This window comes from Arthrobacter pullicola (assembly GCF_014836875.1).
Classification (GTDB): domain Bacteria; phylum Actinomycetota; class Actinomycetes; order Actinomycetales; family Micrococcaceae; genus Arthrobacter_B; species Arthrobacter_B pullicola.
The window spans coordinates 131,385-145,249 of sequence record NZ_JACSQC010000004.1; the positions used below are offsets into that span (position 1 = coordinate 131,385).

Annotated in this window: 15 protein-coding genes; 13 read left to right on the plus strand and 2 right to left on the minus strand. The window is 67.2% G+C overall.

Annotated features, from left to right (window positions below):
• Positions 1-2: 2 nt before the first annotated feature.
• The 12 genes from mgrA (at position 3) to tsaD (ending at position 8,866) form a co-directional block, all read left to right on the plus strand.
• A complete protein-coding gene (mgrA, locus tag H9638_RS09480) occupies positions 3-1,049 on the plus strand; it encodes an L-glyceraldehyde 3-phosphate reductase (protein WP_191746947.1) in 1,047 nt (348 codons plus the stop codon).
• Between the two features lie 16 nt (positions 1,050-1,065).
• Positions 1,066-1,572 carry a GNAT family N-acetyltransferase gene (locus H9638_RS09485; protein ID WP_318241833.1) on the plus strand — a complete coding sequence of 169 codons (507 nt, stop codon included), beginning with the start codon at positions 1,066-1,068 and terminating at the stop codon, positions 1,570-1,572.
• Positions 1,573-1,606: 34 nt separating this feature from the next.
• Positions 1,607-2,812: an alanine racemase gene (alr, locus tag H9638_RS09490; protein ID WP_318241834.1), complete on the plus strand. Its 1,206-nt coding sequence runs from the start codon at positions 1,607-1,609 to the stop codon at positions 2,810-2,812.
• Positions 2,809-3,369 (plus strand): tRNA (adenosine(37)-N6)-threonylcarbamoyltransferase complex ATPase subunit type 1 TsaE, encoded by a 561-nt coding sequence (gene tsaE, locus H9638_RS09495; RefSeq protein ID WP_191746950.1) that lies wholly within the window; start codon positions 2,809-2,811, stop codon positions 3,367-3,369. The genes alr and tsaE overlap by 4 nt, the downstream gene beginning before the upstream one ends.
• A gap of 105 nt (positions 3,370-3,474) precedes the next feature.
• The gene (locus tag H9638_RS09500) at positions 3,475-3,786 is read left to right on the plus strand and encodes a DUF6507 family protein (RefSeq protein ID WP_191746951.1); all 312 of its coding nucleotides are present in this window, start codon (positions 3,475-3,477) and stop codon (positions 3,784-3,786) included.
• The gene (locus H9638_RS09505) at positions 3,786-4,964 is read left to right on the plus strand and encodes a hypothetical protein (protein ID WP_191746952.1); all 1,179 of its coding nucleotides are present in this window, start codon (positions 3,786-3,788) and stop codon (positions 4,962-4,964) included. The genes H9638_RS09500 and H9638_RS09505 overlap by 1 nt, the downstream gene beginning before the upstream one ends.
• Entirely contained in the window at positions 4,943-5,284 is a 342-nt protein-coding gene (locus H9638_RS09510) for a hypothetical protein (protein WP_191746953.1), read from the plus strand. The genes H9638_RS09505 and H9638_RS09510 overlap by 22 nt, the downstream gene beginning before the upstream one ends.
• Entirely contained in the window at positions 5,281-5,745 is a 465-nt protein-coding gene (locus tag H9638_RS09515; protein ID WP_191746954.1) for a hypothetical protein, read from the plus strand. The genes H9638_RS09510 and H9638_RS09515 overlap by 4 nt, the downstream gene beginning before the upstream one ends.
• Positions 5,742-6,551 (plus strand): hypothetical protein, encoded by an 810-nt coding sequence (locus H9638_RS09520; RefSeq protein WP_191746955.1) that lies wholly within the window; start codon positions 5,742-5,744, stop codon positions 6,549-6,551. The genes H9638_RS09515 and H9638_RS09520 overlap by 4 nt, the downstream gene beginning before the upstream one ends.
• A gap of 51 nt (positions 6,552-6,602) precedes the next feature.
• Positions 6,603-7,271, plus strand: a complete 669-nt coding sequence (gene tsaB / locus H9638_RS09525; protein ID WP_191746956.1) for a tRNA (adenosine(37)-N6)-threonylcarbamoyltransferase complex dimerization subunit type 1 TsaB — start codon at positions 6,603-6,605, stop codon at positions 7,269-7,271.
• Positions 7,268-7,789: a ribosomal protein S18-alanine N-acetyltransferase gene (gene rimI, locus H9638_RS09530; RefSeq protein WP_404799656.1), complete on the plus strand. Its 522-nt coding sequence runs from the start codon at positions 7,268-7,270 to the stop codon at positions 7,787-7,789. The genes tsaB and rimI overlap by 4 nt, the downstream gene beginning before the upstream one ends.
• Entirely contained in the window at positions 7,790-8,866 is a 1,077-nt protein-coding gene (tsaD, locus tag H9638_RS09535) for a tRNA (adenosine(37)-N6)-threonylcarbamoyltransferase complex transferase subunit TsaD (RefSeq protein ID WP_191746957.1), read from the plus strand.
• Positions 8,867-9,208: 342 nt separating this feature from the next.
• Here the strand turns inward: tsaD and H9638_RS16965 are convergent, their stop codons facing one another.
• Complete coding sequence (locus H9638_RS16965; protein WP_191746958.1) at positions 9,209-11,443, minus strand: HNH endonuclease; 2,235 nt, start codon at positions 11,441-11,443, stop codon at positions 9,209-9,211.
• Between the two features lie 273 nt (positions 11,444-11,716).
• The gene (locus H9638_RS09545) at positions 11,717-12,865 is read right to left on the minus strand and encodes a glutamate--cysteine ligase (RefSeq protein WP_191746959.1); all 1,149 of its coding nucleotides are present in this window, start codon (positions 12,863-12,865) and stop codon (positions 11,717-11,719) included.
• 146 nt (positions 12,866-13,011) lie between these two features.
• On the opposite strand from H9638_RS09545, the gene H9638_RS09550 reads away from it, so the two are divergent.
• A complete protein-coding gene (locus H9638_RS09550; RefSeq protein ID WP_318241835.1) occupies positions 13,012-13,824 on the plus strand; it encodes a shikimate 5-dehydrogenase in 813 nt (270 codons plus the stop codon).
• The last annotated feature ends 41 nt before the right edge of the window (positions 13,825-13,865 follow it).

The window sequence follows — 13,865 nt, forward strand, 5'->3', positions numbered from 1 at the left end:
CCATGACCCACACTCCCGCACAGAACCGTTACGACTCGATGCCCTACCGCCGCGTTGGCAGCAGCGGCCTGCTGCTGCCGGCCGTTTCGCTGGGCCTGTGGCATAACTTTGGTGATGACAGGGAGTTCGGCACGCAGCGCGCCATCCTCCGCCGGGCCTTTGACCTGGGGGTAACGCACTTCGACCTGGCCAATAATTACGGACCGCCTGCCGGTTCGGCTGAGACGAACTTCGGGCGCCATCTCCGGGACGATTTCCGGCCCTACCGCGACGAACTGGTCATCTCCACCAAGGCAGGCTACGACATGTGGCCCGGACCGTACGGCAGCTGGGGCTCACGCAAATACCTGCTGTCCAGCCTGGACCAGTCCCTGGAGCGCATGGGCCTGGACTACGTCGACATCTTCTACAGCCACCGCCCGGACCCCGAAACGCCGCTGGAAGAGACCATGGGAGCCCTGGACACAGCCGTCCGCTCCGGCCGTGCGCTCTATGCAGGCATCTCCTCCTATTCCCCGGAGAAAACGCTGGAGGCCGCCCGCATCCTGCGTGAGATGGGCACACCGCTGCTGATCCACCAGCCCTCTTACTCCATGCTCAACCGCTGGGTGGAAAAGGGGGAGCCGAACCTGTTCCAGGCACTCGAAGAAGTTGGGGCAGGTGCCATCGCCTTCTCACCGCTGGCCCAGGGCCTGCTGACCAGCAAGTATCTTGGCGGAGTTCCAGAGGGATCCCGCGCCGCAGCAGGCAAGTCCCTGGACCCGGCCCAGCTCTCCGAGGAGAACCTTGAGCGGGTGCGCGGATTGAACCGCATCGCGCAAGCGCGGAACCAGAGCCTCGCCCAGATGGCCATCGCCTGGGTACTGCGGCCGCAGGCCGGCGCCAGCACCGTGGCATCCGCCCTCGTTGGGGCATCCAGCGTGGGACAGCTTGAAGACAGCCTTGCTGCCGTGCAGAACCTGGACTTCTCCAGCCAGGAACTGAGTGAGATCGACACATATGCCAAGGATGCGGATATCAACCTGTGGGCCGCAGCGCTGGATGCCTGATCCTGCGGGAGGGAACGTGACGCTCACCATCAGGGAAGCCACCGGTGCGGACTGGCCGCAGATCTGGACTTTGATGGAGCCAATTGTCCGGGCGGGAGAGACCTACTGCTGGGACCGGGACCTGGACGACGACGGCGCCCGCCGGCTGTGGTTCGAACCGGCGCCGGCGCGCGTCTACGCAGCCGTGGAGGACGGCCGGATCCTCGGCACCGCCACGCTGCACCCCAACCGGGGCGGCGGAGGCAGCCATGTTGCCAACGCCTCCTTCATGACGGACCCTGCGGCGTCGGGCCGGGGCATCGCCCGGGCCCTTGCAGCGCATGTCCTGGCGGAAGCAGCAGCCCAGGGCTACCTCGCCATGCAGTTCAACGCGGTGGTGGAAACGAACGTCCGGGCCGTCGCCCTCTGGCAGTCCCTGGGATTCCGGATCCTGACCACCGTTCCGCGGTCCTTCCGGCACCCCTCGGCAGGGCTGACCGGACTCCACATCATGCATAAGGACCTCACGGAGGATGGAGAATGAACCGGGCCGGTGCCGTCAATGGGAGAATAGAGCCGTGAATTATCTCGAAGCTGTTCCCCCGGCGGAGCGTACCGCCGTCGTCGACCTCGCCGCGATCCGGCACAACATCCGCCACCTCGCAGAGCTCGTAAAGCCCGCCCGGCTGATGGCGGTCGTCAAGGCGGACGCCTACGGGCACGGCGCCCTCGAAGTAGCGCGCACTGCTGTGGACGCCGGTGCGGCCTGGCTCGGCACCGCACACATTTCCGAGGCGCTCGCACTGCGCACCGGGGGAATTTCGGCGCCGCTCATGGCCTGGCTGCATACGGCGGAGAGCGACTTTTCCGCAGCTGTTGCCGCTAACATCGACATCGGCATCTCCGGGTGGGAATTGGAAGCCGTGGTGGCCGCCGCACGCGAACTGGAAGTGCCGGCCCGGGTCCACCTGAAAATCGATACCGGTCTGGGCCGCAACGGCTGCCCGGAAGAACTCTGGGAGTCCTTCGTGGGGCAGGCACTTGCCTACCAGGAGGACGGACTGCTGAGAGTCGTGGGGATCTTCTCCCACCTCGCAGTCGCGGATGAGCCGCAGCGAAGGGAGACGGATGCGCAGCTGCAGAAGTTCCGTGACGCGGTTGCCGTTGCTGAGGACGCCGGCGTGGACCACGAGGTCCGCCATATTGCCAATACCCCGGCAGCGCTGTCCCGCCCGGACTCCCACTTCGACATGGTCCGCATCGGCCTCGGAATGTATGGGCTCTCGCCGTTCCCCGGCCAGGGCGCGGCCGAACTGGGCCTGCGTCCGGCGATGACCCTGAAAACCACCATTGCCAACTGCAAGGCCGTTCCCGCCGGGCAAGGCGTGTCCTACGGACTGCACTATAAAACGGCCGAGCCCACCACGCTGGCGCTGGTTCCCATGGGCTACGCGGACGGCGTCCCCCGGGTTGCCACGGGCGGACCTGTCCTGGTGGACGGGGAAGTATTTCCGGTGGTCGGCAGGATCGCCATGGACCAGATGGTCATCGACCTCGGGCGGACCGGGATCGCCGGCACACCGGAATCCTTCGTGGGCAAGGAAGCCGTGCTCTTTGGCGGCGAGGGCGCTCCCAGCGTCGATGAATGGGCGGCGGCCAGCGGGTCCATCAACTATGAAATCATCACCCGGATCAGCGGACGGGTCACGCGCAGCTACGTGGATTCCGACGCACCGGCAGCATCCGGGTCCGCCACCGCAGCGGCCGGGTCCGTGCTTCCATGACGGGTGCACAGGGCACAGCAGCCTGGGAACTCGAGCTGCGAACCACGTCCGCGGCCGGGACCCAGGACGTGGCCAAACGTTTGGGAGCGGAGCTGCGTCCCGGCGACCTGCTGCTCCTGACCGGTGAACTCGGCGCCGGCAAGACCACGTTCACCCAGGGACTCGGTGAAGGCCTCGGCGTGCGGGCCGGTATTATCTCGCCGACCTTTGTCCTGGTGCGCATCCATCCCGCCCTCGGCTCCGGACCGGACCTGGTGCACGTCGATGCCTACCGGCTCGGATCCGCTGCGGAAATCGACGACATCGACCTGGAAAACACCATGGATACCGCCGTGACGGTGGTGGAGTGGGGACAGGGCATGGTCGAGCACCTGGCGGAGAGCCGCCTTGAGGTGACCCTCCTGCGGGCCACTGGCGGACAGACGGGCACTGAGGGTGGCCTGGTCACGGACTTCTCCACGGACTTCTCCACGGAGGACGACGCAGAGGAGCGCACCATCCGCATTGCCGGGTACGGGCCGCGCTGGGCGTCGGCTCCAAACCTGGACGGTTCCTGACACTGCTTCTGCCCCCTGACATGGGCAGTTCTCCCCATCGCAGGCCGCCGCGGCACTGGATAAGCTTGCTGGACAGGCAATCCTGGTGAGCTTTTGGGGGAGGACATGACCAGCTGGAGCATCGATGCCGCGTCAGCGCACTCCATCATCAACCGGACCGCGGCGCGGGCAGAGGACTTCTCCGGTGCCTCCCGGGACCTCCGGAACGCAGTGGAGGCCGCCCAAGCTGCAGGCCGCAGCGCTGTCGTGGGGGATGCCCTCATCGCCGCCTACCAGGACTACGCCGGCCTCCTGATCGCGAATGCCGCCGACTCCGCTGAGACCGCCTGCACCTCGGTCCGCGGGGCCCTGGGCGCCTACCAGGACGCGGATCTGCAGATGGCGGCCGCCGCGCAGGCTGGGATGGCGTCAACCTGATGGCCGGAAGCGTTGATTTTTCCCTGCTGCCGGACTTCGCTGACGCCGATGAGCTTGTTGCGCAGGCCGGTGCCCTTGCCGCGGCCGGGGAATCAGCTGCCCTGACGGCGGCGGACTGCCACAGCGAATGGCAGGGGCTGCGCGAAGTTTACGGCGCTCCGGAAGCCGGCCTTGCCTACGGGGCTTTTGACAAGGTCGCCGCCTATGGCACGGAGACCAGGTCAGTGACCCAGGCAATCAAGACGGCCCTGGGAGATTTTGCGCAGGAGGCACGCCGGCTTCGCCTGCGCTCCCAGGAACTCATCGCAGCCTCCGGACAGTGCACACCGCCGGACGAATCCGGCGCCGAGGACGAAGCCAGGGCAGCCGAAATAAGGGCGGTCCAGCAGCAGGTAACGATCCTGGCCGCTGAGTATGCTGCCGCTGAGTCCATGTGCGCCGCGGGGATTCGTGCAGCCTGCGGCCTGCTGCCGGACAGCGGGCTGCTTGGCAGCAGCAGCTTCGGCACCACAACCTCACTCGCAGACACCGTGCTGGGCCAGGTCCACCAATCACCCGTTCATGTGCGCCGGACCCTGGAAGTCAGCGGGGAGCTCGCGGCCGAGCTGCGGGTGGAGAACATTGCCTATGACGTCATAGACGGCGGCGTGCGCTACACCCGAACACCGTCCGGGATCCTGATCCCGGCCGAACGTGCACTGGACCTGTTCCATCCGCCGGTCCCAGCGGCGGACTACGGGCGGCCGCGGCCTGAACTGAGGCTGGACGCCAACGCGGACACGCTGACCCCGCCCGGCTGGGCGCGTTGGGCGGGCCGCGGGCTGTTCACCCTCGATGCCGGCGTCACGGCGTGGGACCAGGGCAGTCAGCAGTACAACAGCGACCTGGTGCTCCACCCGGACTGGACCTCCGGTGAGCGGGCCTGGTCCGTCACGCAGAACGTGGCAATCGTAGGGGGCGCCTCCCTGGCCGGCGGTGCCGGCGGGGCCTGGGCCGGAGCCAAAGCAGGCGCGGTGGCCGGCGGCGTGTTCGGCAGCTGGGTGCCGGTTGTCGGTACGGCAGCCGGTGCCGTAGTGGGCGGTATTGTGGGTGGAATCGCCGGAGGCATGGTGGGCAGCGGCGTGGGGGAAAAGATTGGAAAGAAAGCCAAGGAGATATGGGATTCATTCTGGGACTGATCTTGAGCCTGGTGGTGCTCACGATGGGCTGGCGGGCACACACCGGCCGCTGGCGGTCCTGGCTGGGCCATCCTGGGCTGCTGCCGCGGGTCCGGGCCTATCCGGGACTGGGAATGCTCTACGGCGGCATAGGCCTGCTCACCGGAACACTGCTTTGGGATGCGGATCCGCGCTCCATGGGCAAACCGCTGCTCGGCCTGCTCCTGGTGCTGATGCTGGGCGGAATATGGACCTTCCTGGTCAGCCTGGTGTGGCTGCCGAAGTTTATGCTCCCTGACTGGGTCCGGGTGGCTGAGCGCACAACGGAACGGCGGGCATGAGCACGGCATTGCTGAATACCGGCTATCTGCAGCTGCAGGTCCCAGCCGGCTGGGAAAGCAGCATCGAAACGGATACAGCAGTGGTCCGGGCTCCTGTCAACGGAGGATTCCGGCCCAATGTCACCGCCCATACCCAGGCTTTTCCGGGCAGTGTGGCCCGGGCAGCTACCGAGGGCATCGCGGGGGCTTTGGCTGCCCTGGACCAGGTGCACATTCTCAGTTGCACCCTCTGGCCCGTTCCGGATACTGACGGTGGGCGCTGGATCGAGTACACCTATGAACTCCAGGGGACAACGCTGCACCTGCAGCAGGGGCTGCTGCTCCGCAGCGGCCTGCTCACGACTTTTTCAGCCACCTGCAGGACCTCGCAGCTTCCCGCTTATGGGGATCACTTTGCCAAGGTGGCCAGCAGCCTTCGTTTCACCGTTGCCGGGACGGAACCGGAAGGAAACACCCCATGAGCGGGTACACCGAACCGCGGCTGGAACCGTTTGCTGCGCGCTACACGGGTGAACCCCTGGAGGAGCTCTCCGGTCTGGCTGCCAGCCAGGATTACCGCTCGGACGGACCCTGGCTTTCCACAGCCGCACAGGATCTGCTGCTGATGCTGGCCAAGGGCGGCAGGCTGGGACGGTTTGGCTTCGGCAATGCCCAAGCCGGATTGGCTGAGCTTGAGGCCGCCGGCCTGGCAACAGGCAAGGGACGGTTGCAGGGGCAGGGAAGGCTGGTGACATCTCCGCTGGAGAATACGCTGGGTACCCTCCATCTCACTGCCGGCCTGGGCGGAGTCCGCACCGCTTTCTACTGTGCCATAGGGCCCGAAGGCGTGCTGGTGCTCGCCGGGCCTTCCTGCACCCGGCTGCGCACCAGGGACGGGGCGGAAACTGCCCGCCGGCAGGTTGACTTCCTCTCACTGGACCAGCTGTACCCGGCTCTCGCGGCCTGGCTGGGAATCGGCCCGTCGTGGACTCTGGATGAAGAGGCGGCACCCGATCCGGCAGCCGTCCAGGCACGGATGTCCGGAGCCGGCCCGGAACAGGTCCCGGCACCGGAGGGAAGCGGCCCGGTGGTGCGGCACATGTGGGAACAGGACTGGTTCATCTGGCAGCCGGCAGACGGCAGCACCGGGCTGCCTACCGGTATCCAGGCGGGCGCTGCTGGAACCTGGCAGCTGGTCCGCACCGAGGCTGGTCTTCTCCTGCGGCCGTGGCCTTCCGCCGCCGCATACCGCAGCCTGCTGCAGGCTGTGAACAGGCAGCTTTCCTAGCCCAGGACCACCGTGACGGGCAGCCAGGGGGAACCGCGTAAAATGGGCACCGTGCTCATCCTTGCCATCGATACCTCCGCCATTGCCAGTGCGGCACTGCTAACCGGTGAAGGGGAGACGCTGGCGTCCTTCGCCACCGCAGACACCCGTTCCCACGCCGAGGTCCTTGCCCCGGGGATCCAGGACCTGCTGCTGAAGACCGGAGTTGCCGGCGCGCAAATCGACGCACTGGTGGTCGGGGTTGGCCCTGGCCCGTTCACTGGACTGCGCTCCGGCATCGCCACCGCCCGGACCCTGGCCTTCGCCTGGAACAAACCGCTGCACGGCGTGATGAGCCTGGACGCCATTGCCCTCGACGCCGCCCTGGACGCCTGGCGGGAGGGAGTGGACGAGTTCGTTGTCGCCACGGATGCGCGGCGCAGGGAAGTCTACTGGGCGCACTACCGCAGCACCGGCGGCACCCCGGAACTTCTGGACGGACCGCACGTCACCTCACCCGCTGACGTTCCTGCTCTGCCCGCGTACGGCGCAGGCGCCGGCCTGTATCCGGATGCGCTGCACCCGGTGCGGGACTTTGCCGACGCCCAGCCGACGGCCGCTGCGCTGGGCCGCACCGCCGTCGTGCGCCTGGTCCGCGGACTGCCGCTGCTGGACAGCGCACCGCTTTACCTGCGTGAATCCGATGCCAAGGTGCCAGGCCCGCGGAAGCGTGCCCTGTGAGCACCCAGCCTGGGAAGGCCTCCCCGGTCACCATCCGGCCGATGACCGAGGCGGATATTCCGGCTGTGGACGCGCTGGAAAAAGCCATGTTCCCCGTCGACGCGTGGCCCACGCAGATGTTCTACGACGAACTCGGCCAGGCTGACACCCGGTCCTACTATGTGGCCGAGGCAGCGGACGGCAGCGTAGTAGGCTACGCCGGACTGATGTGCGTGCTGCCCATTGCCGATGTCCAAACCATCGCCGTTTCCACAGCCCACGAAGGTGCCGGGATTGGCTCCCGGCTGCTGGCCACCCTGATCGACGAAGCCAAGGACCGGGGCGCCGATGACGTGCTGCTCGAGGTCCGGGCGGATAATCCCCGGGCCCAGAGGCTCTACCGCTGGTTTGGTTTCGAACAGATCCACATCCGGCCGCGCTACTACCGTGACGGTGCCGATGCCCTGATCATGCGCCTGGACCTCTCCGCCTGGCAGGGCAGCCCGCAGCGCACCGTCCAAACTCCGAAGGAATCGTAAATGAACCGCACCGAACCCCTGGTGCTCGGCATCGAATCATCCTGTGACGAAACCGGCGTCGGAATCGTCCGCGGAAACACCCTGCTCACCAACGCTGTGTCCTCCTCCATGGAGGAGCACGTCCGGTTTGGCGGGGTGATCCCCGAGATTGCCTCCCGCGCCCACCTTGATGCTTTCGTCCCCACGCTGCGGCAGGCCCTGGAGGAAGCCGGCGTTACGCTCGACGACGTCGACGCCATTGCTGTCACCTCCGGACCCGGACTAGCCGGGGCGCTGATGGTCGGTGTGTGCGCGGCGAAGGCGCTGGCCGTTGCCACCGGCAAGCCGCTGTACGCCATCAACCATCTGGTGGCCCACGTGGGCGTCGGTGTGCTCGACGGCGGTGAGCTCCCGGAAAACCTTGGCGCGCTGCTCGTCTCCGGCGGCCACACCGAAATCCTCCGCGTCGGGTCGCTGACCTCCGACGTCGAACTCCTGGGCTCCACCATTGACGATGCCGCGGGCGAGGCCTATGACAAAGTGGCCCGCATCCTGGGCCTGGGTTATCCCGGAGGTCCGGCGATCGACAAGCTGGCACGGGAGGGAAACCCGAAGGCCATCCGGTTCCCGCGCGGCCTGACACAGCCCAAGTACATGGGCAGCGCCGAAGCTCCCGGCCCGCACCGCTACGACTGGTCCTTCTCCGGCCTCAAAACCGCCGTCGCCCGCTGCGTGGAGCAGTATGAAGCCGCCGGGCAGGAACCGCCGGTCGCTGATATCGCGGCATCTTTCCAGGAAGCCGTGGTGGATGTGATCACGTCCAAGGCCGTCCTGGCCTGCACCGAGCATGGCATTACCAACCTGCTGCTCGGCGGGGGAGTGGCAGCCAACTCGAGGCTCCGGGAGCTAACCGCAGAACGCTGCGCCGCGGCCGGCATTTCCCTGCGGGTGCCGCCGATCCGGCTGTGCACCGATAACGGTGCCATGGTGGCTGCGCTGGGTGCGCAGGTGGTGATGGCCGGCGGTCAGCCCTCCGGCGTGGAGTTCACTCCGGATCCCTCCCAGCCGGTCACCAGCATCCACCTGCCGGCGGCCTAGCGCGTGGTGCTCGGTCCTAGTGCCGTGTGCCCGGTGCCTGGCCGGGGCCTGGTGCTCAGCGTCTCGTGCCTAGCCGGAGCGCGGTGCTCAGCGTCTCGTGCCTAGCCGGAGCGTCTCGTGCCTAGCCGGAGTGCGGAGCCCGGTGCCCAGCGCTTCGTGCCTAGCCGGAGCCTGGTGCCTAGCGTCTCGTGCCTAGCCGGAGCCTGGTGCTCAGCGTCTCGTGCCTAGCCGGAGCCTGGTGCTCAGCGTCTCGTGCCTAGCCGGGGCCTGGTGCCCAGCGTCTCGTGCCTAGTGCCTAGTCGGTGCTCCGGCGCCTCGTGCCTTGAATCTGGAACCTTGACCCTAAAACGGTGGTGGGCCGTCATCGGGGGGAGTGCCTTTCGGTGCCTGTGGCAGGCAGCCGGGGGCGTAGTTGAGGGCGGGGTCGGTGGTGTAGGCCCGGCCGGTGGGGGAGCGCCATTCGATGGTGCCTGGCTCAGGTTGGCGCGCTTTCCAATGGCCGAGGGTTTTGAAGCGGTGGTGTTTGGGACAGAGGTGTTCCAGATTCGTGTGGTCGGTCGGTCCATAGTGGGCGAACGGGGTGGTGTGGTCGATCTCTGCATGGGTAACGCCGACCGAGCAACCAGGGAACCGGCAGGTTCCGTCCCGGGCCTGAAGCCAGCGTTTGAGCCCGGCGGGAATGCGTCGCCGCCGGCCCACACCGAGGATCTCCCCGGTGGCAGGGTCTTGGCTGAGCGGAGTCCAGTGCAGGGCTTCGAGGATCAGGCGGCGCCCGGTCTCGGGGCTGATGGGCCCGTAGCCGTTCAGCTCGGCCGGGTCCTCGTTGAGCCCGGCGAGGGTATCGGCGTTGATCAGGACCATCACTTCGGTCCGGACCCCGGAGCGGGTTCGGGTCCGGTGCCGTTCGGCCCTCCGCGGTCCCTTCGGTGACCGGCCTGCGCGCGGACCGCGGCCGAGTTCCTGAGGCTCTGGGCGTTCCTCTCCCATGCCGGCGCCAGGCTGATCAGGAGCTGAAGTATCTGCCGCGGTAGATCCCGGAATAGGCGTGGAATTGCCTCTGGGTGACGGGCCGGGGCCCGGAGCGGGGGCGGGGGTGGGGACGGAAGTGGGAGCGGGAGCGCCGGTGAAACTTGGGTCAGAGCCAGCTGCGGGGGCGGAGTCAGGGATGGGAGCGCGTGCGGGAGCGGGAGCACCGGTGGAACTTGGAGCGGGAGCGGGCTCAGAACCAGCAACGGGGGCGGGGGTGGAGCCAGGAAGATGGGAGGGGCCGGGGACGGGATCAGAGCCGGCTGCGGGGGCAGCGCCGGGGACGGGAGCGCGTCCGGGGGTTGGGACGGAAGTGGGAGCGGGCCGGATCCCCGGGATCTCGTCGTCGTTGTCCAGGAACAATGTGGTGAGGATGTCGGCACGGAGCTGGTCCATTGTGCGGGGGTCTCCGGAGCGTTTACCGGCCTTTGCGGCACCGGTAAGGGCGGAGAAGAGTGCCTGGCCTTTCTCCGCGGCGATAAATGCGCTCAGGCAGGACATCCCATCCGGCAGGGCCTGGAAGGAGACCCGGCGTTTGTCTTTGGCCTGACGGTGGCGAACCGGGATCAGGTCCGGGAACCTGGATTCCCGCAGCCGGCGGGCCCGGCGGCCAAAGCCTGCCGCGGTCCGGCCCTCGGCGGCATTGAGCAGGTCCCGCTCAAACTTCCCGCGTGCGCTCAACACTTCGGCCTCTGAACCAGCTCCATGAGTCACGCCGTCACCGGCTCCGCCAGCCGCTGAGTTCCCCGTCCCGGATCGATCAGCGGCCTGGCCGTCAGGACCCTTCTGATTGTTCTCCGCACCCGGGCCATCCAGCCCCAGGTCAAGCTGCCCGAAGCCAGTACCGGAGAGACCTCCGTCTGCTTCGCCGCCTCCGTCTGCTTCGCCGTGTCCGTCCGTCTCGTTGTCTTCGGCCGAGCCGTTTGGTTCCGTTCCGCTTCCAGCGGCACTCCCGTTAGGCCCGGCACGCCCGTCCGCCCCACCCCCTCCCGGATCACCGGCAACCCCACCCGCCCCACCCCCGCTATTCCCGGCTGTCCCGGGGATCTCGGTGGGCAGGTTCTGAGTTTCGTCGAGAATGATCCGGGCATGCTGGATAGCGATCCGGCCCTCGGCCAGCCGCGCGAGGGTTTGCGGTGCTTCCAGGCACAGACGGGTTGATTCGCTAATGAGCTGCAGCGCTGTCATGTGGGGCACATTCAGCACCGCTGCTGCTTCAGCAGCGGCCAAGCTCATGGCCAGGGCTGGTTGTTCCTTACCCGCGGCCGCCCCGAGGTCCCTGGCAAAGAGGGCTTCCAGCCGTGCGGCGGCCCTGGCCTGCTGGGCCTGGGCCCAAGACACCAGCATCCCCAGCCGCTGTAGCGCTGTAAGGGTTTCCTCATAGCCCAGGTTCCCGGCACCGCGCAGCGACAACCGTCCGTCGAAACCCTCTGGCAGCGTCTCCACGGATACGTCCGCCAACCCCGCAGGGTCGGCGCAGAACACCGGCACACCGCTTTCCTCCCGGTCAGCTGACCGGGAAAGCCCTGGGGTATCCGAGGAGCGGTTCATATCCCAACCCTGCCACCCGCCACTGACATTCCAAGCCCTAAATCGGCCCTTTGCCGTGCCCCTAAATACGGGTTATTTACTTGCCTTTTGGCCACCAGCGGGAAGGGGCTGCGGGGCGGCGGTCGGTTTCTTCGCGCGCCCACGAAACGGGGTCCTGGCCGTGACGGCGGGGACCGTGATGGTGGGGCTGGAGCTTCGCCGCGGAGCTGCCGGACGCCGCCGAGCCCCAGGCTAGGTTTCGGCACCCGGCTGCCGGGCGCCGTCGAGCCCCAGTTAGGCTTCGCCGCGGAGCTGCCGGACGCCGTCGAGCACCACGGCGCGCAGGTCGCCGTTGTTGTCCGCGGCTACCCGGCGCTGGCGCTGGTAGCCGGCACCGCGTCCGATAATGCCGGCGACGTCTGCCAATTCAGCGGTGCAGCCGAGCTTTTCCGCAACGGGTGCCAGACGCGGCAGGACATCTTCGAGCAGGTGTTCGGTGACCAGCTTTTCGTTGCCGGCAGCATCAAGGATGATGATGGCGTCGAGCCCGTAACGGGCGGCCCGCCACTTGTTCTCCTGCACATGCCAGGGCGGCATGGTGGGGATGGTTCCGCCGTTGTCCAGGATGGTGGAGAACTCGTCCACCAGGCACTGGGTCAGGGCCGCAATGGCTCCGATGTCGGTGGCGGTGGACAGTCCGTCGCAGACGCGCAGCTCGATGGTCCCGAGGGCGGGCACCGGGCGGATGTCCCAGCGGATTTCGCTGATCGAATCGATCACTCCGGTGGTGAACATGTCCTGGACGTAGGATTCGTACTCGCTCCAGGACTGGAACTGGAAGGGCAGCCCGGCGGTCGGCAGCTGCTGGAACATCAGCGCCCGCTGTGAGGCGTAGCCGGTGTCGTCCCCGGACCAGTACGGCGAGGAAGCGGAGAGCGCCTGGAAGTGGGGGAAGTAGTTCACCAGGCCGTCGAGGACCGGCAGGACTTTGTCGCGGGAATCCAGGCCCACATGGACGTGGACGCCGTAGATGAGCATCTGCTGACCCCACCACTGGGTGCGGTCAATCAGCTTGGCGTAGCGTTCCTTGTCCGTCACCGGCTGGGAACGCGGAGCCGCGAACGGATGGGTGCCGGCGCAGAACAACTCAACGCCCATCTCATCGGTGACCCGCCGGACCGCGGCCATGGACCGGGCCAGATCAGCTTTCGCCTCGGCCACGGTGGTGCAGATCCCGGTGACCAGTTCAACCGTGTTTTCCAGCAGCTCCTGCTTGATATGCGGGTGTTCTTCGTCCGCACTGAGGTCCGGGTCAGCGGCGTTGACCGCGCGCAGGACCTCGTCGGCCACTGAGAGAAGCTCCCCGGACTCCCGGTCTACCAGGGCCAGTTCCCACTCAACCCCCAGGGTTGACTGCGGTGAAGCTGCAAACTCAATGTCCAATACGTCTCCTGCTGTGCGTCTCGAATGAATGTCTCCGGTCCGCACCATTGCGTTCTTAGAGCCGCTCCAATCCTAGCCCGGAGGATGGGGGCTTTGGTTCCGCTGCCAAAGCCCCGTCCGGAACCTGTGCACGCGATAATGGTCCAGTGCCCATCCTGAACAAAGACATGGTCCTGTGCGTCTCGTTGGCGGCCCGGCCGAGCAATATCGGCACCCGGTTCCACAACTATCTCTACGAACAGCTGGGCCTGAACTACATCTACAAGGCGTTCGCACCCGCAGACCTGGCCCAGGCGATCGCCGGAGTGCGCGGCCTGCCCATCCGCGGCGCTGCGGTGTCCATGCCGTACAAGGAAGAGGTCATTGCGCTGGTGGACCGGATGGACGCCTCTGCCGCTGCCATCGATTCGGTGAACACGATCGTGAACGACGACGGCGTGCTCACCGCCTACAACACCGACTACCTGGCCATCGCACGGCTGCTGGCCGATCATTCGGTTTCACCGGCCAGTTCGGTGCTGCTGCGCGGATCCGGCGGAATGGCCAAAGCAGTGGCCGCCGCCCTGCGCGACGCCGGGTTCTCCGATGTATGCGTTATCGCCCGGAACGAGGGGACAGGCCGGGCGCTGGCGGACCTCTACGATTTCGACTGGCAGGCCGAACCCGGAACCGCGACGGCGGACCTGCTGATCAACGTGACCCCGCTCGGCATGGCCGGAGCTGATGAAGACGTCCAGTCCTTCGAAGATCAGGCGGTTTCCGCCGCGCGGACGGTGTTCGACGTCGTCGCGCTCCCCGCCGAAACCCCGCTGATCCGGGCCGCCCGCGCGGCGGGCAAAAAGGTCATCACCGGCGCCGAAGTGATCGCGATTCAGGCCGAAGAGCAGTTTGTCCTCTACACCGGGGTGCGGCCCACGCCGGAGCAGGTCCGGGCGGCCAGCGAGTTCTCCCGGAGCTAGACGGTTGGCGACCGGGCAGCACTAAAACCCCGCGCTGGGTG

Bases quoted from the DNA above. Each gene is read 5' to 3' on its own strand.
- tsaD (WP_191746957.1), top strand. From the start codon at position 7,790: ATGAACCGCACCGAACCCCTGGTGCTCGGCATCGAATCATCCTGTGAC.
- tsaE (WP_191746950.1), top strand. From the start codon at position 2,809: ATGACGGGTGCACAGGGCACAGCAGCCTGGGAACTCGAGCTGCGAACC.
- H9638_RS09515 (WP_191746954.1), top strand. From the start codon at position 5,281: ATGAGCACGGCATTGCTGAATACCGGCTATCTGCAGCTGCAGGTCCCA.
- H9638_RS16965 (WP_191746958.1), bottom strand. From the start codon at position 11,443: ATGAACCGCTCCTCGGATACCCCAGGGCTTTCCCGGTCAGCTGACCGG.
- H9638_RS09510 (WP_191746953.1), top strand. From the start codon at position 4,943: ATGGGATTCATTCTGGGACTGATCTTGAGCCTGGTGGTGCTCACGATG.
- mgrA (WP_191746947.1), top strand. From the start codon at position 3: ATGACCCACACTCCCGCACAGAACCGTTACGACTCGATGCCCTACCGC.
- H9638_RS09500 (WP_191746951.1), top strand. From the start codon at position 3,475: ATGACCAGCTGGAGCATCGATGCCGCGTCAGCGCACTCCATCATCAAC.
- H9638_RS09520 (WP_191746955.1), top strand. From the start codon at position 5,742: ATGAGCGGGTACACCGAACCGCGGCTGGAACCGTTTGCTGCGCGCTAC.
- H9638_RS09505 (WP_191746952.1), top strand. From the start codon at position 3,786: ATGGCCGGAAGCGTTGATTTTTCCCTGCTGCCGGACTTCGCTGACGCC.